This window comes from Cohnella algarum (assembly GCF_016937515.1).
In the GTDB taxonomy this organism is placed as follows: domain Bacteria; phylum Bacillota; class Bacilli; order Paenibacillales; family Paenibacillaceae; genus Cohnella; species Cohnella algarum.
This window is the reverse complement of record NZ_JAFHKM010000002.1, coordinates 2935309-2951076: the sequence shown is the minus strand read 5'-3', so window position 1 is coordinate 2951076 and position 15768 is coordinate 2935309. Positions and strand designations below refer to the sequence as shown.

16 protein-coding genes are annotated in these 15768 nt (G+C 56.4%); all 16 read right to left on the bottom strand.

Features of this window, described 5'->3' with window-relative positions:
- Positions 1-33: 33 nt before the first annotated feature.
- Positions 34-1017: a hypothetical protein gene (locus tag JW799_RS13390; RefSeq protein ID WP_205430200.1), complete on the bottom strand. Its 984-nt coding sequence runs from the start codon at positions 1015-1017 to the stop codon at positions 34-36.
- A complete protein-coding gene (locus JW799_RS13385; RefSeq protein ID WP_205430199.1) occupies positions 1004-1552 on the bottom strand; it encodes a hypothetical protein in 549 nt (182 codons plus the stop codon). The genes JW799_RS13390 and JW799_RS13385 overlap by 14 nt, the downstream gene beginning before the upstream one ends.
- Positions 1553-1562: 10 nt before the next feature.
- On the bottom strand, positions 1563-1952 hold the full coding sequence (locus tag JW799_RS13380) for a hypothetical protein (protein WP_110843994.1): 390 nt from the start codon (positions 1950-1952) through the stop codon (positions 1563-1565).
- An 80-nt stretch (positions 1953-2032) separates the two neighbouring features.
- Positions 2033-2512: an ABC transporter permease gene (locus JW799_RS13375; protein WP_205430198.1), complete on the bottom strand. Its 480-nt coding sequence runs from the start codon at positions 2510-2512 to the stop codon at positions 2033-2035.
- A 76-nt stretch (positions 2513-2588) separates the two neighbouring features.
- The gene (locus tag JW799_RS13370; protein ID WP_205430197.1) at positions 2589-4658 is read right to left on the bottom strand and encodes a hypothetical protein; all 2070 of its coding nucleotides are present in this window, start codon (positions 4656-4658) and stop codon (positions 2589-2591) included.
- The gene (locus JW799_RS13365) at positions 4648-6519 is read right to left on the bottom strand and encodes an ATPase, T2SS/T4P/T4SS family (RefSeq protein ID WP_205430196.1); all 1872 of its coding nucleotides are present in this window, start codon (positions 6517-6519) and stop codon (positions 4648-4650) included. Before JW799_RS13365 ends, JW799_RS13370 begins: the two co-directional genes overlap by 11 nt.
- Positions 6516-7361, bottom strand: coding sequence for a CpaE/TadZ family protein (locus JW799_RS13360; protein ID WP_205430193.1), 846 nt, complete (start codon positions 7359-7361; stop codon positions 6516-6518). Before JW799_RS13360 ends, JW799_RS13365 begins: the two co-directional genes overlap by 4 nt.
- Positions 7362-7394: 33 nt before the next feature.
- The gene (locus JW799_RS13355; protein ID WP_205430192.1) at positions 7395-8102 is read right to left on the bottom strand and encodes a hypothetical protein; all 708 of its coding nucleotides are present in this window, start codon (positions 8100-8102) and stop codon (positions 7395-7397) included.
- Positions 8103-8113: 11 nt separating this feature from the next.
- Positions 8114-9235 carry an SAF domain-containing protein gene (locus tag JW799_RS13350; RefSeq protein WP_205430190.1) on the bottom strand — a complete coding sequence of 374 codons (1122 nt, stop codon included), beginning with the start codon at positions 9233-9235 and terminating at the stop codon, positions 8114-8116.
- A 40-nt stretch (positions 9236-9275) separates the two neighbouring features.
- Positions 9276-9884 carry a hypothetical protein gene (locus tag JW799_RS13345; protein WP_205430188.1) on the bottom strand — a complete coding sequence of 203 codons (609 nt, stop codon included), beginning with the start codon at positions 9882-9884 and terminating at the stop codon, positions 9276-9278.
- Positions 9872-10084 (bottom strand): hypothetical protein, encoded by a 213-nt coding sequence (locus JW799_RS13340; protein WP_127486717.1) that lies wholly within the window; start codon positions 10082-10084, stop codon positions 9872-9874. The genes JW799_RS13345 and JW799_RS13340 overlap by 13 nt, the downstream gene beginning before the upstream one ends.
- 74 nt (positions 10085-10158) lie before the next feature.
- A complete protein-coding gene (locus JW799_RS13335) occupies positions 10159-11106 on the bottom strand; it encodes a ParB/RepB/Spo0J family partition protein (protein WP_429847922.1) in 948 nt (315 codons plus the stop codon).
- Positions 11054-11881 (bottom strand): ParA family protein, encoded by an 828-nt coding sequence (locus tag JW799_RS13330; protein WP_198828569.1) that lies wholly within the window; start codon positions 11879-11881, stop codon positions 11054-11056. The genes JW799_RS13335 and JW799_RS13330 overlap by 53 nt, the downstream gene beginning before the upstream one ends.
- Before the next feature lie 197 nt (positions 11882-12078).
- Positions 12079-12630: a cupin domain-containing protein gene (locus JW799_RS13325; RefSeq protein WP_198829970.1), complete on the bottom strand. Its 552-nt coding sequence runs from the start codon at positions 12628-12630 to the stop codon at positions 12079-12081.
- Between the two features lie 278 nt (positions 12631-12908).
- Positions 12909-14609, bottom strand: coding sequence for a 23S rRNA (uracil(1939)-C(5))-methyltransferase RlmD (rlmD, locus tag JW799_RS13320; protein ID WP_240353262.1), 1701 nt, complete (start codon positions 14607-14609; stop codon positions 12909-12911).
- A gap of 204 nt (positions 14610-14813) precedes the next feature.
- On the bottom strand, positions 14814-15731 hold the full coding sequence (locus tag JW799_RS13315; protein WP_080835196.1) for a diacylglycerol kinase: 918 nt from the start codon (positions 15729-15731) through the stop codon (positions 14814-14816).
- Between the last annotated feature and the right edge of the window lie 37 nt (positions 15732-15768).

Here is a 15768-nt window from a genome sequence, read left to right as displayed (position 1 = left end):
GCGTGTCCACTTTCCGAAATCACCGCCGTCTCGTTAAGATGGCGAGTCAGGACAGCCCAGCGGCATATAGCCTTTTTGCGCGGCCGCTTTTTCGCTGGAAAACGTCTCTTCCACCGGATAAGTAAAGTCGCATGTGCTGCGATAATACACTTTCATGCTTCCTTTCCTGGCTCCGACAATCTCCGGCTTTTTGAGCACGCGGCTTCCGCCGAGCGCATAGTTGTTGTAAAACTTGCCTCCCATCGGAATGCCTTGGATAAAGGCAAGCACCCCGACGTCATCCACGGTATTGTGCCATTCCTCCTGCGAAATGGTCGGCAGCGTGAAGGTGTAAGAAAAGCCGTATCGGGAAACCGATTCGTTGTGTTTGTTGATCCGGTAGGCGAGTTCGTCTTCAATTGCGCGGACGATGGTGCTCCGGCGCACCTGCTCAAATCGCTCCGCATCCTTTAATAGCGCAATGTTCGTCTGATGCCTAACGTCGGCCCGCAAGCCTTCGTGCCAGCTCCGGCTGTCCGCATCGTAAGCGAGGACGAAATCGTCCAGCGTGAACGAAAGGCTGTTGCCCGATGAATCGGCGTAGGCATACGGCTTCTTCGCTCCCCAAACCGGTTTCCGTTCCGTGTTCCCGTCGGCTCCCGTCCACTCCTCCTCGGCATAGACGTAGAAACCGTCGTAACCAATCACCGCAATAGCCGGGATATACCGACCCAGTACGCCTTGGGCAACGGGATCGTCGGCAATGCCGAAGCTTGCGTACAGCGTCCGATAAAAAGCGGCAATCGCTTCGTCCTTGTTCAGCACTACCCGCTTGGCCGATTCGTATTGCGTCTCCCGCTGCTGATTCGCATTGACGGTCAACATCCGCGCTGCGTCATCCACCGCGGCATCCAGCGCGGCGTTATAGCGCAGCTCGGTCAATAGCGCCTTCCGCTGCGTTTCGACTTCAATCCGGTTCACGGTCGCAAACGGCAGGAAAATGAGCGCCCCGACAATGGCCCATTCAATCCATTTCATTGCGCACCACCCCGCCGTAAGGAATGAAGATTTTTTCGTTCGGACTGATGGCCTGGTTTAGAAAATCGAATAGGATGGTGCCGGGAGTCCGGTTCGTATTTTTGACCGTAACCGCAAACGTATCGCCAACGTGCAGCTTATAGCGTCGCGTCGGATCATCTTTGGCGGCCGCGCTGATCGGGAACAGAACAGGCAAAATTTGCGCGTTGTAAAACATGTCGTAGTGCACTTCGTAGCTGCCGCGAAACGTCTCCGGCCTTGTCGGGTCGTCGTAGACCGGAACGTACTTTTTGCTGCCGTGTTCCATCTGCACATCGAAGGAGTTGCCTGTTGCCGCAATCGCCTCCATAAAGTCCGTATACATGCTCGGCGACACAAAGCCCTTGTCCCGCACTGCATCCACAAACGTTGTCGTCGCTTTCAGGACGACCAGTTCCGAAATATCGTCCTGCTGGTCGAAGGCTGCGGAAATGGGGTAGAGGTAGAGCAAAAGAACGGCAATGAGCGCCGCGAAAACTTTCGAGATACTGTTCATGGCATTCTCCTTAGCGTAAAGCGAAAATGAGACGCACCAGTTGTCCGGACGCATCTCGCTGGGCGACTGCCGTATACCGGGCATTCAGGCGAATGCCGGCGGGGACGAACTGGTCCCGATCGAGCGGCGGCACGTATCGAACGCCGTCCACCACAATTTCCGCGTCTCCCGTCTCCAGCCGGGCAATGGATTGCGCTACCTCTGCGCCGGATACGGTGCCGTCGCCGGAAAGCGGTGAAACCGTCATCTGCATGTTGCGATCCAGCGACTTTCCCGACACATAGGCGGTGGCGTTCAGCGCGGCCCCGGTTTGAAAGAGTAGCAGTCCGCTTGTTACGGCCATCAGAAAGAGAAGACAGGCCACGCTCATTTCCAGCATCGTTCTGGGGGCATGTTCCATCGGCTTCCTCCTTGGAAAAACTGGGCGTCCGTCTATACCCGAAAGGACGCCCCATCAGCGTGTGATGTCTGTAAGGACGCTTACTGCTGCCGAAACACAATGCCGCGAATGACGTTGCTGCTGTCATGCACCAGTTGCGCCCGAAATTTGCCGCTCGGATTGACGTAGTTGATATTCGCTTCATCGAGCGCATGGCTCAGTTGCCCCGGCGCTTCACCAACCACTGAGCCGTAGGTCACGCTGTCGATCGGAACACCCGTGTTGATCACCTTGCCATACCACTGACCCGCCGGATTTTTCCCGGTGATAATCTGGATGCCGAACTCTTCTTTATCGCTGAACTTGCGCAGCGCGTTGACCACCTGACTGCCCGACAACGTCGTGTTGTCGTACACCGTAAACGCCGTTTGCGACAGCTCCGTCTGGATATTGCTGAAATTGCTTTGCGCCGCCTTGGTGGAGTCTTGTGCGGAAATAAACAATACGACGGCAAGGGTAATGAGCGCGATGGCAAGAAAAATGCCTGCCGCCATCACGAGTGCTTTTTGCGCGTTGGACATGAACCGATCTCTCCTTCAAATGAAATTCGAAATAAAAAAGACGCTTCCCGTTTGGAAAGCGCCGCAACCTGTCCGCTTACTGAATGCGCTGAAGCTGTTCGTAGTAAACGGACATCTGGTGCAAGCTGACGATGACGAGCGGAATGACCAGATAGCCGAAAATGAGGGCCATCATCGGCGCAAACCCGATCCATTTTCCCCAGCCTGCCTTTTGCTCGATCAATTGCTCGTACTCCTGTTTGCGCTGCTCCTGCGCATAAGTCTGTTCCGACTCCAGGTCGTCGAACGCTTCCCGAATCGGCAAACTTTGCGCCGCCAGTTCCAGCTTTTCGACCGTGCGGACGAACGGCACAAACGGCGCATCCTCTTTCAGCTGCGCCAGCGCCTGATCCGCGCCCTGTTCGAAATGGAGCAAGCACGTTTGCAGCGGTTCCTTGAACACGCGGGCAAACTGTTCCATCCAGATGAGCAGATGCTCGACCGACATCCGGTCCAGATCCGCCAGCATGGCGATGACGGCATGCAGTTGGTCCACTTCATGCTTCATCTCCATCTGCCGCATGCGCCGCTGGAACATCCGAACGCCGACCGGCATGGCGTAGCCGCCCCATCCCGCGAGAGCGGCGAGGAGCGCTTCCCACCACTTCACATACTGATTGTCCAGCTTCGTGAGCTTGCCCATAATGCGCCGAGCCGCGGCGCGAAGCTGATCGTCCTTGTTTGTTGCTGGCGATTCGCTGCGGAGCAGGGCCATCACCGTTTCTTCGGTGCGATGCTTCACCTCCTTTACGCGATCGATGATGCGGCGATCGAGCGCCGCCGCCTCGCGCGCCTTGGCTTCCTCTTCCGGCGAAAGTTGGCCGAACAGGATGCCCTGCTTTACCGGCGCATACAAGATTTGATGCCGGCTTGCGGCATGAAGCGCCATAAACATCCCGAGCACAGCCAGAAAAGCCATGCCCCCCGCCACGATGCGCTGCACATAGAGCCATTCCAGCCGAAGCGGCGACGCGGTGTCTTTAAGCAGCTTGACCATGCGGTCAGCTTCACGGGAACCGGGGGCGGGACCGAAACGATGCACAAGCCAGCGCATCCACGGCCATTCGTAAACCCGTTTCTCCCATCTTTTTCGGCCGGTTGGTTTTGGACTCACGTCCAGCTCCTGAATGTTCCGCAGCAGAACGTAGGACAGCCATACGACCGCCATCAGGCCGATTTTCACGATCCAGCCGGTCGTGCTCGCATAAAAGGCGTCCATGGCCGGAAAGTAATGGCTGGCCCAAGCTTCGATCGGCCGGGTAAACAGCAGTGGCAACAGCGCGATGGCGGTCAGTCCTTGCAACAGGAAACTGAGGCGCTCGCGGCGCAGCAGTTCCAGATTCAGTTCTGTCGCGAGCTTCCCGAGCGCCTTCAAGTACACGGAACCGGCTGCGGTTCGTTTGTCGCCGTATTCCTTCACCAGATGCGACAGCCCGGCCAAGCCCTGCAAATAGCGGTTCGGCGCGCTCTCGATATACTGCGCCAGCCGCTGCTCGGCGTCGCTTGCCGTGAGCACTTCGTATATTTCGTGTCCGTGCAGCGCCATCTCATACGGCGCGCCGTCCGCCGCTTCATAAATGGCTTCTTCCACCATGCCATGACGATGATAATGATGACGCACATCCGAGAAAAAATGCCGGAGTTGCCGAAGCAGTCGCGTCTCCAGCCGATGGACCAGGTTGTCCGAAAAGATCCCGTGGCCAACCCAGAAGCCGATGCCAATCATGCCGAGCGCGGCCGGGTCGCGCACGCCGAGCGCCAGCGGAACAGCCGCCGCGAGCAGCACGCCCCATATGAGGAGCGCCGTCTTCATCGTCTCCAGCCGCAGCTTCCATTCGTCGCCAAGCTGGAGAATGGTCATTCGTTTGCGAAGTTGGTACAAATAAGCGCGTAGAATCGGTACGCGTTCGCATAGTCGATACAACTGCTGCAACACGCTGTGCAGCGCTTGCTTCTTGCGGGCTTTGCCCGGTTTGCGCAGCGCTTCATACTGCCGAACGGCCTCCACGTCCGAACCGTGACGGGATACCCATTGAAACGCCGCCACCATCGCGAGAAACAATACCGTCGCGGCGCCCAGCAACAGGGACAGCCATTCAAGCCTCATCGCTATCCCCCCAGTGAACCGCCAAAAACGCCTCGAACGCCGCCTGGTCCGGCCCGGCGAGGCATGCAGCGATTTCCTTGCGGCTTCGCTCGGACAACGGATGAACGGCGACATAGCGTCCGTCCCGGTATTCGATGACGTTCCGCGCGACGTAAAGCGGTCGGTCCGTCGATCGGCGGAAATATTCCAGCATCGTCTCCATGAACGCCGTCATTTTCTCCTCGGTCGTCGTTTTGTGGCGGAACGTCTCCGGGTAGCCCTCTTCCTGCTCCACCGGGACGCATTCGGTAATTCGTTCAATGTAGCGATGTCCGTCCGCGTCCCGCCTGAGGTGAATGTCGAAGTTGATGACGCTGACGACCTGCTGCTCGGCCACTTTTTCGTTCGTAAACACCCCTGTCTTCAGCAGCGAGTTGCGCAGCGAATAGACGAGATCGCGGAATGTTTTGGCATGATGCGTAAACAAGGTGAACAGCGAAGCGACCTGCGCCATCTGCACCATCCAGGCGGCAACCGGGTCGGTCGCCACTTCTCCCAAAATATTGACCGAGCCGTCCGTTTTTTTCTGAATGTCCAGCCCGTCCTGCCCGGAGATCGTTTCCGTTTCCCGCAGGCTTAAAATGTTGCGATCCCGGTATATTTTCCGAAGCTGAAGCTCAAAGCTCATTTCCTGCACCCGAATCGGCAAGATGGCCGGAATGTAGCGCACCATCGCCATCAAGAGCGTCGTTTTGCCGCTGCCCTGCGCACCGGTGATGGCCGTAATGCGCTCGCCCATGACCAGATATCGGATCAGCCCGATGGGCAACTCCGCATTGTCGTCCTGAATCAATTGTTCCAGCGCGGCGTTTTGCACATCGAATTTGCGCACAAAAAAAGCCCACGATTCGCTGAACCGGGGGCGCAGCACGACGACGCGGGAGCCGTCGGCCATTTCGTTCACCTTAAAGCCGTTCGCCTCGGACAATTGGCCGGGAAAATTATGTTTGTACACGTTCTGGCACACGCGCCTCAGTTCTTGCTCCGAGCCGAAGGACAGGAAGCTCAAATGAATGGATTTCCCTTTATAAAACAGCCACACGCTGTCATGCGACCTTGGCACCTCGCGCAGCAGCGCTTCTTCCTCCAGGCTCCACTCGCCTTCCCACATCGAGGGCGGGATGCCGGAGACGCCGCCCGATACGCCGTCGATTTTCATGTCGCGGATTTCGTCGATGACGCTGAATCCTTTGTATTGCTGATAGATCCGCTGCACAACGATCTGCATTTTGTCCTCGGCAGACAGCTTGCGCGCTTCCCGCTTGTAAATGTCGCGGATTTCGTCGGCGGTAATCCGATATGACTCGGTTTCTTCGTCTTCCATACTCCGTTTGGGGCGATCCAATTCGTATTTTTGAATCAGTTCGTCCAGTGCTCTCAACCGATGTTGTTTCTTAAACAGATAGAGCAGGATGTCAAACTGATCTTGCGGTGAGAGCGCCTGCGGGTCATCAAACGGCAGAAGCCGATTCAGGTTATTGTCGTCCAGATTGTAGCGCTGTTCGAGCAAATCGGCGATGACCTGCTTCACATACGCCTTGTCCCGCAAATCTCCGGACGTGCAGCCCCGCAGCGCTTTCTTGAGTTCTGCGCGCTTGTTTTTGCGACGGCGGTATTCTTCTTCCGACAAGCCGAAGTCGATCAGGCTGCTGCTCGTCATCTCGTGCAGCGCCTCTTTCACAAACGTGGTCATCGCTTCCAGCGTGTAGGCCGGTTTTTCGTCCGGCTGCTCCGGCAAGCGGCGGCTCATGCGTAAATAGAGCAAGACGCCAATCGCGATGAGGATGCCCGCCAGAAGCAAGCCGTTCAGCGCGAACATCATCGGTCATCGTCCTCCTTCCCGCCGAAAAGAGGCTTGTTCAGTCCGGCGTTGTTGATGAGCGCCTGCGCCAATGTCCGCACTTGCTGCATAAACAGTGAGTTTTCATGACCGCGCGGCACCTGTCGGTTGCGAAATAGAAAACGGACGGCTTCTCCTTGTTGGGTCGCATCCAGCCAGCCCGTATTATGGACAATCGGGTACGCAGGCTCCCGCCGATGGAACTGGCGCTTGATATTCTTAACGGTCAAAGCGGAGCGAGGATCGTATTGTCCGAATACAAGCAAATGCTTCCGGTTGGACTGAAGCTGCGCCTCCAGAGCCGGAAAAACTTGCTCCAGTTTGAGTGAGTTTTGCGGCAGACAGACGACCAGCAAATCCGCCTGACGCAGCAGCGCCTGTGTCCACGCCGACAAACTGCCGCTTCCGCCGTCCAGCAATACCAGATCGTAAGCGCGCCTTGCCAGTTCCAAAAGAGGCGCAAGCCATTCCTGAGCGGCTGAAACAAACGATGCATCCGGCTTGTTCGATCCCGGAAGGATGTCGAGCCGGTCGGCGAGCAGCGGCAGCGTGTAATCCCGCAACCTGTTCGGTTCCAGCTTGCGGTTCTGCAAGAGCCTGAGCAGCGCATCGATACCCGCGTCAGGCGGGGCGTCCGCTTTGCTCATCCAGGTCCGTCTCGGGTAAAAGCTGCGTTCGATGGCCGCGTATTCGCTTTGCAAATGCCCAAGCAACAAAAGGCGCGAGGAATATTCGAGTCCGAGCAGCGCCGCGGCGGCGATCAGGTTGCTCGTCGTACCGGCCTGTCCCGAAACCGGACTCCAAAACACCACGGTAAAACCCATTCCTTCATCTCCTTTCATGCGACTTTACCGGATTCACGCACGCTTTCGCGCACGCGCCCATGCACGCCGGGCTGTTTTGGCATCGCAATCAAACAACTGTTGCAGCATGTCCAGCACGGTCCGGCGATAAGTTCCAGTCAGCCGCCTGATGTCGATACGGCCATGATGCTGGTTGTCCAGTTCGACCGACATATCCCGTTCGTCCAGCGGAAAGCGGAACACGGTGTCCTCCCAGCGAACAGCCTGCTGCGGCAGCAGCGAATCGATATACGACTCGGGTATAGCGGTTGGCAGGGTAGGGGCTATCAGTTTGTAAAACGAAAGCGGCAGGCCTTCCGCTTCGTGAAGGCACAGCCGCTGTATCAGCTCCGCGTTTTTATGCATGCCGAGCCGGCTCCAATTGCTGCACCACACCCGCTTGTCGTAGCCCGGCAACTCTCGTCCTTTCACAAATTCGGTGTGATCGGTGTCGAGCAGCATGACATCGTATGCCGTTTCGCCACCGGCTTGAAACATAGAACGTTCCAATTGAGCTGGCGTGATGTGCCCGGTCGCCACATCGATGCCTTCAAACTCCCGCAACGAACAGCCAAAATCCACTCGCGGCAAATAGCCTTGCATGGACTGGGCAAGGGTGGAATCCACGATCAGCACCTTTCTCTCCATCGCCGTGAGCAGCTTGCCAAGCACAAGGAGCAGGTGGCTTTTGTCCGGCGCGCCGAAAAATACGACCTTTTTCATGACGGCCTCCTTCACTGATTAAAAATTTGCTCCAATTTATCCACTTTTGCAGGCTCTCCAGACGACGAAGCTGGCGCCGGATCTGTTGAAACAGTTGATGTAGGCTCCTCTGGCGTTTCCGGTCGATTCTCACTCATCGTTGTCGGAACGGAAGAGGTGGGCAGCGGCTGCGCAGCTGGCGGTTCGTGATCGACCGTAGCCGTTGCGCCTGCCGGTGGCGGCGATGGGGTCGCCTCATGCATGGCATTGCCTTGCTGCGTGACAATCCGTTCGTTTTGCAATTGCTGCTGCACCGTTACGCTTCCGCTCGTTACGCGCAGTTTGTCCGACTCGCTCATCGCCTTCAGATTGTCATCCAGTGTCGTTCGCAGTTGGCGGGCAAGCTCGGTTGTCGCTTTTTCGAGCAGGTTCGGATCATGATCCATCAAGTCGAGCACCTTCGGATTGGCGGGATAATTGACTACTGCCGATTCCTGCAAGCCCGGCTCGATGTAGGGCAGGGCATACAGCCGCGCGCCTTGCAAGTAGGCATCGATGATCGCGCTTGAAGTCCGTAATAGATCCAGCTCGTTCATTTCCAGCCAGATGACATTGCCGGACAACTCCCGCGCCTTCTTCTTCGCCAGCAAGACAAAATCCTCGCCAGTCGGGAAGTTGATTCGCACGTCGATGTACTGTCCCTTTTGCAGATTGGAGGGAAGCTGAATGACTTGAAACTCCTGCACCCGCAAATCCTTCGGGATTGGCGCGCCCTCGTACAGCATGGAAGGCATCAACGGCGTGCCTGGCTGTAATTCGATTTTGGCGCTTTTGCCGATGACCGCGTTCTGATCGGTAATCATCCCTTGCGGCACCAAATTCGCAGGCATCGGGACAGACTTGAGGTCTTCCGCCTTCACCTTGTCACCGGCAGGAATGGTGCGCGCCACAGTCCAAACACTTCTGCGAGATTGTTCCTCTATCGTTTTCAGTTCCCTGATTTGCCTTTCATATTGTTCCTTCATCTGTTGCTGTTTCTGCTCTTGCTCTGATTGCTTGATCAGAGAATAAACGGCCGCGGCCGCAAGCAAACAAACGCTTATGGCGACTGCGGCGATAATAAGCGTCTTGCGGTGCCGATACATCCACGACATCGCTCACGTCTCCTTTCTCCTATATATGGAATTGCATCTCTTACCGGGCCTCGTCGCGGCGCTTAGACTTTTGCCTGGTTACAGCCTGATGCTGCTCCAGTTTCTCTTGCGCCCATGCGGGCATGTGCTCCGGTTTTATCAGACCCATAAAATCCTCCCGATTCCAGCGAGCCTCCTCTCCGGTATACAGATTGATCACGTAGACGGCGCGACCTCGGGAATAGGCAGAGGTGCCAAAACCGCTTAGCGCCAGCACAAGCTGGTTAACAGCGGTGCGATATTCGGGTCGCAACCGTTCCGGCCGGATGACGACAACCTGGTTGTCAATGCGCATGTCTTCGCGAATCGAATGGCATTGTGCTTGCGTAAGGGGAGATAGGGGGACCTTGACGCTGGCCCTTTCTTCTTTGAGATCCTCCAGTTCCCATTGCACGCGGGAAATAAAGTCATGCATGGCTTCAAGATAATCCGCGCCGGCCGCAATCGCGTAAAATTGCTCGACACCCAACGAATGGTTTCGGGTGCAGGTACAAACCATGTACGGACGTTCGGCATTGGTTTCGTCTATGCCAAGCAGCACTTCCACTTTCCCGATGGAGATGGCCTGATCGACTTCGTAGTTGTCCACCATTCGCTTCATTTCTTCCATCGTCCGTCCTCACTTCCTGGAAAGTTGCAATCTTCCTGCGTTCTCCGGTTTCGTTTTGATTGGCCGGCTTCACGAGATTTCTTGTTTCGCGTGCGCGGCTGCTCGGTCTCATCCTCCAAAACTTCAACGCGGTTGAAACCCGGCTTTTCTTGCATCAGGCGCTCATATTGACGACGCCTCCCTTTCGTGAAATACATCATGAATCGCCTCCCCAAAAATGGGCATAAAAAAGCTCTCCGTCCTAAGGGAGAGTGCCTGCCGAACAGGATACAGGTTAACGTTCCTGTTCCCGTTGCCGTTTTTTATACCAGCTTTCCAACAATTGTACGATCAGATCTTCCTTTTGCTTTTCGGTAAAGTCCCTCGGGAAGAAACGGTCGACCCGCTCGCGCCGAATGGTCATCTTTTCTTTCTGGTTCGGCTTCTCCTCTGTGAGAATCGAGAAGATGACATCCACGTTAAGCCGCCCGTCCTGGCTCAGTTTTTTCATGCGCTGCGCCTGCGCCAGCGAAGGCGTGCAGTCTTCGGACTGCATCGTTTCGTACAGGGCATTCTGTTCTTCTTCGGCCAAGTATGAAAGTTCTACGGCCGGATTGAAGGCGATCCGTTTATCGTCTACCATTTCGAGAATGGTGGGGGTCAGTTCGGTAAGGCGGATATAACGCTGGATTTGATTGCGGCTTTCGCCTGCCTGATCTGCCAAAATTTCAACTGAATATTTGCCTCGTAAATCCTGCCCAACTTGGGTAGAATTTTCTTTACTCGGTCTGCCCGCCTGTCTTTTCATCGCCTCCAACTTCATCTTATAGGCGAATGCTTTCTCGCTTGGCGCAATATTTTCCCGTTGCAGGTTGCTGTCCACCATAATGATCGTCGCCTGATCGTCGTCCAGTTCGCGGACGATGCAGGGCATCGTTACTCTGCCTGCCAATTCGCTCGCTTTTTTACGACGATGCCCGGCTACCATCTCGTAGCCGCCACCTGCCTTCGGACGTACTAGTCCGGGAACAAGTACTCCGTATTGCTTCACGCTGTCCGCCATTTCCAGCATCACTTCGTCCGCCTTCACCTTGAACGGATGGCTGGGAAAATCGCTGATTTCCGATAATGGTATTTCCGTCACCTTTTCCCGCTGCTGATCGGCGCGGCTCTCCTCCGTCGAGAATAAATCAGCGACTGTGGTCAGTTTGATGCTGGCGCGCATGTCGTCTTTCGCTGCCAATACTCTGCACCTCCTTCGTAAAGGCGGCATAAGCCTCCGCAGCTTTCCCATCCGGATCATGGACGTAAATGCTTTTCCCCTTGGCGCTTGTTTCCGCCGCGCGAACGGATAAGGGAATTTCGGTGTTGAACACGCGAAGCTTGTCGCCGTAGTCGCGCCGAAGAATAAAGGAAATGTCTTTGGCAAATTTAGTCCGACTGTCTACCATCGTGAGCAGCACGCCGTCCAAAAGCAACTTCGGATTGATCTGCCTGCGCACACGGGCAATCGTCTGCAACAGTTGGGTCATTCCTTTGGCCGGTAAATAATGCGCCTGTACGGGAATGATGACGCTGTCCGCAGCGGCAAGCGCATTAATGGTCAACATGCCCAAACTCGGCATGCAGTCGATCAGCACGTAATCGTAGTCGGCTTTAACAGAGTCGATGTACGAACGCAAAATCGTTTCTCTGCTCATCGTGTTGACGAGCGATACCTCAACAGCGGACAATTCAATATTGCCTGGCATCAGGTCAACGCCTTCATGGTGATGCAAAATACCTTCCCGCGCTTCATAGGATTCTTCCAGCATCGTTTTCGCCAGCAATGTGGCCAAAGATACCGGCAGATTATCCGGTTCGTGGAACCCTAACGAATCCGTCAGGTTGCCTTGCGCGTCGGCATCGACCAGCAAAACCTTTTTCCCATCGGCTGCCAGACCGATCCCCAGGTTGACCGCCGTTGTGGTCTTGCCCACGCCGCCTTTCTGATTGGCGAGGGCGATCACCTTGGTCATTCTACACTTCTCCTTTCACGCAAAAAGCCGGTTTGCTCTGATATTTCAGGGCAACCGGCTTTTTTAAAGTATCTATAATAAAAGAGAACGCCGCATAAAGGGCGTCCTCTTGAATATTCAAATCCATATCGTATAAGTAGCTTGCCTTAGTGTTTGGAAATGCGAAGCCATTCGGTAAATTGTTAGGAGCCGCAGTGTTAGTGTTCTTCAGCAGACATTGCAATTGCTTTTGTTTCATGAACTGTACCAAATGGATGCTCGGGCGGCGCATAAATGACGTAAATTTTAAGCGGTGTATTTCCTGTATTGGTTACATTGTGCCATTTTCCAGCAGGTATCATGATGGCATAGTCATCATAGGCCATTTCTTGAAAATCTAATTTATCTTTGCTATCACCCATTTGAACAAGTCCTTGGCCTTCTTCAATACGTATGAATTGATCGGTAGTTGGATGGACTTCTAAACCGATGTCATCGCCAACGTTAATGCTCATCAAAGTCACTTGAAAATGTTTCCCTGTCCATAAAGCGGTGCGGAACGTATTGTTTTGTTTAGCGGCTTGGTCAATATTCACTACAAATGGTTTTGATCCGTAATCCATTAATTTAGGGTATCTGTAATATGGATAACGGTTGCTAATGAGCCAGTTGTAGTAATGCGGGTTCCAATTATAGCCCCAATAATTGTTATTCCACTTGTTATGCATAGGATTATGCCACGGACTGTGAGAGCCTGTATTCAGGTACATATTCATTCCTCTCTTCTCAGGATTCATGATTTACCTTTTATCCTATGCGGTTGCCTATTGTTAAGGAATACAAATGTACAATAATGGGCTAGAACCCAAATGGCGACGCTAATCAAGCGTCTGTTCCTATGAATTCAACATATCTACGCATACGACGTCTAAATCCATGTCCAAAACGACGGAAACCTCAATTTTGTCTTTGAGCACCTTATTTTTGAAGTCGCTGCCGTCTGCCGTGAAAGTCATAAAACGCGCAAAGTGTTGAAAACAAAGGATTTCTACGTATCGATTCGTTGCATTCCTATTACGCACTCCACATGCACCGTATGCGGAAACATATCCACAGGCTGCACCTCGACCGTCCGGTAGCCCCCGTCCTCCAACACCCTCAAGTCGCGCGCGAGGGTGCTCGGGTTGCACGATACGTACACGACTCGCTCCGGGCGAAGCTGCAAAATCGTGTCGAGAAGCGCAGGGTCGCAGCCTTTGCGCGGAGGGTCGACGACGATGACGTCCGGGGCGATTCCTTCGGCCTGCCAGCGCGGGAGCACGGCTTCGGCGGCGCCGACGGCGAAGTCGACATTCGCGATGTCGTTAAGCGAAGCGTTGCGCCGGGCGTCCTCGATCGCTTCCGGGACGATCTCGACCCCATAGACGCGGCGGGCATGCCGAGCGAGAAAAAGCGTAATCGTCCCGATGCCGCAGTAGGCGTCGACGACGGTTTCCTCGCCGGTCAGCGCGGCGTATTCGACGGCGGTTCGGTACAGCTTTTCCGTTTGCAGCGGATTGACTTGGAAAAAAGAACGCGCGGAAATCGCGAACTCGATGTCGCCGATCCGGTCGTAAATGACCTCTTCTCCCCACAGCACGACCGTTTCTTCCCCGAAAACAAGGGAACTCCGCTCCGTGTTGACGTTCTGGCAAATGCTCGTCACGCCCGGGACCTGCTCGCGAACAAGTCCCACGAACTCGGCCTTGTACGGGAGATCCCGGCCGTTCGTGATCAGGACGACCATCCGCTGTCCTGTCGCTTCCGCATGGCGGACGACGATATGGCGCAGCAGTCCGCGCCCGGTTTCCCGGTCGTAGGCGCGGTAGCCGAGCGAACGGGCGATTTCCTTCACCCGGCGAACGGTGTCTTCGTTCGGCTCCTGCTGGATCAGGCAGACGTCCATGTCGACGACCTGATGGCTCCCCTGCTCGTAAAAGCCCCCGATCAGCCCGCCCTCATGGCTTCCGATCGGCACCTGCGCCTTGTTGCGGTAGCGCCAAGGATCGGGCATGCCGAGCACGGGATGCACGACGATCGGCGGGCGGCCGGAAGCATGCGAAGCGGCAGCATTTGCAGCCGGTTGCGCATTCGGCGAACCCGAGCCGTCTCTGTGTCCGGCCCCGGCCCCGCCTTCGCCGGCGGCCGCCGAACCCGCGCCGCTCCGCGTTGCGTCGGCGCCAACCCCGCCGCGGGCGGCATCCTCCCCACCGCCCGCCTCCAGCGGCGCGACCGGCAGCTTGCCGATGCGCGCCAAATTGTCCGCGACGTGCTGCCGCTTCCAGCGCAGCTGCGCCGCGTAGTCCCAATGCTGCAGCTGGCAGCCGCCGCATGCCTCAAAAATCGCGCACGGAGCGCCGACCCGATCGGCGCTCGGCGCGGCCAGCGCGGTCATCCGCGCGCGGCCGAACGATTTGCCGACGCTGACGACGTCGGCCTTCACCCGGTCGCCGGGCAGCGCCCCGCGAACAAAAAGGGCGTAGCCCTCCACGCGGACTACCCCTTCTCCCTCGTGCGTCAAGCCGACGACCTCGGCTTCGATCGCTTGGCCGACACTCACCGGCACGCCGCCATTCCTCGCCTTGTTCGACGGCTTCGCGCCCCCCGGCATGCCGGCTCCCCCGACCTTGTCGGGCTTTTTAACTTCCGCCGGCCGGCCGGCCGGACGCGGCTGCGGGCGCCCCGCCCGCTTTTTGTTCGACTGGCGCATGGTCTGATTACGCTCCGTTCCTTTAGCCCTTTTCGTCAAAAAAACTCTTGCCTATGTACCCGCCCGAAAGTCCCCCAGGAACCATTATTCCCGCAACCCCCGCTGCAACAACCCTCGCCGCCGCACCAAAGGCGGCGTACGACCGCCATCGCGCCGCGTCCCTGAATCCCGAGAAGCGCGGGCGCCTTGCCCTTTTTGCCCTTGTTACCCCTGTTCCGCCGTTTCCGTTCTTTCGTTCGCCAGCAGCGTCAAATGGGACGGCAGCAGCGTGAACGAGCAGGGCAGCTCGCCGCCGAGTTCGCCGTCGAGGTTGAGCTGGACGCGGTCCTCCGACTCCACCTGGATGTTGCTCGTTTGAAAATGAACGATGTGCGAATCCGAAATATGCTCCCCCCGCACGGCCAGCGTGGCGATGCGAATCATCTCCGCGAGGTTGCATTTTTTCATCACGATCACGTCGAAAAGCCCGTCGTCCGTCGCCGCCTGGGGCGCCAGCTTGTCGAACCCCGCCACCGTGTGGCTGTTCGCGATCAAAAAAAGCATAAAATCGCCTTCCATATCCTCGACGCCCTCGGCCTTGATCCGAAGCCGCGTCGGGCGGAACCGGGTCACGCTCTCGAAGCCCTTGATATAGTAAGCCATATGGCCGATCATCGTTTTCAGCTTGCTGGGCACCTCGTACGAAATTTCCGTCAAAAAGCCCCCGCCCGCGATATTGATAAAATAATTCCCGTCCGCCAGGCCGATATCGACCGGACGCGTATGTCCCTGCACGATGATGTCGACGGCGTCCTCCCAGCGCTTCGGAATTTGATGCGACCGGGCGAAATCGTTGCTCGTCCCCATCGGCAAAATGCCGAGCGGGGGCCTTTTGTCGTGGCGGCACAAGCCGTTCACCACTTCGTTCAGCGTGCCGTCCCCGCCGGCCGAGATGACGATATCGAAGCCGCGCTCCACCGCTTCCGAAGCGGCTTCCGTGGCGTCCCCCCGGTTCTCCGTCGCGTGGCACGACGTCTCGATTCCGCCCTGCTCCAGCCGCTGCAAAATAAAAGGAAGCCGGCGCCTCATTTCCTCCCTGCCGGATGTCGGGTTGTAGATTAACCGGGCTCTTTTATACGTCAACTTGCTCCCCCTCTTTGCGTCCGCCTCTTGATTGGTT

Excerpts from the sequence above, each read along its gene's own strand:
- JW799_RS13390 (WP_205430200.1), bottom strand. The coding sequence starts at position 1,017 with ATGAAATGGATTGAATGGGCCATTGTCGGGGCGCTCATTTTCCTGCCG.
- JW799_RS13385 (WP_205430199.1), bottom strand. The coding sequence starts at position 1,552 with ATGAACAGTATCTCGAAAGTTTTCGCGGCGCTCATTGCCGTTCTTTTG.
- JW799_RS13380 (WP_110843994.1), bottom strand. The coding sequence starts at position 1,952 with ATGGAACATGCCCCCAGAACGATGCTGGAAATGAGCGTGGCCTGTCTT.
- JW799_RS13375 (WP_205430198.1), bottom strand. The coding sequence starts at position 2,512 with ATGTCCAACGCGCAAAAAGCACTCGTGATGGCGGCAGGCATTTTTCTT.
- JW799_RS13370 (WP_205430197.1), bottom strand. The coding sequence starts at position 4,658 with ATGAGGCTTGAATGGCTGTCCCTGTTGCTGGGCGCCGCGACGGTATTG.
- JW799_RS13365 (WP_205430196.1), bottom strand. The coding sequence starts at position 6,519 with ATGATGTTCGCGCTGAACGGCTTGCTTCTGGCGGGCATCCTCATCGCG.
- JW799_RS13360 (WP_205430193.1), bottom strand. The coding sequence starts at position 7,361 with ATGGGTTTTACCGTGGTGTTTTGGAGTCCGGTTTCGGGACAGGCCGGT.
- JW799_RS13355 (WP_205430192.1), bottom strand. The coding sequence starts at position 8,102 with ATGAAAAAGGTCGTATTTTTCGGCGCGCCGGACAAAAGCCACCTGCTC.
- JW799_RS13350 (WP_205430190.1), bottom strand. The coding sequence starts at position 9,235 with ATGTCGTGGATGTATCGGCACCGCAAGACGCTTATTATCGCCGCAGTC.
- JW799_RS13345 (WP_205430188.1), bottom strand. The coding sequence starts at position 9,884 with ATGGAAGAAATGAAGCGAATGGTGGACAACTACGAAGTCGATCAGGCC.
- JW799_RS13340 (WP_127486717.1), bottom strand. The coding sequence starts at position 10,084 with ATGATGTATTTCACGAAAGGGAGGCGTCGTCAATATGAGCGCCTGATG.
- JW799_RS13330 (WP_198828569.1), bottom strand. The coding sequence starts at position 11,881 with ATGACCAAGGTGATCGCCCTCGCCAATCAGAAAGGCGGCGTGGGCAAG.
- JW799_RS13325 (WP_198829970.1), bottom strand. The coding sequence starts at position 12,630 with ATGTACCTGAATACAGGCTCTCACAGTCCGTGGCATAATCCTATGCAT.
- rlmD (WP_240353262.1), bottom strand. The coding sequence starts at position 14,609 with ATGCGCCAGTCGAACAAAAAGCGGGCGGGGCGCCCGCAGCCGCGTCCG.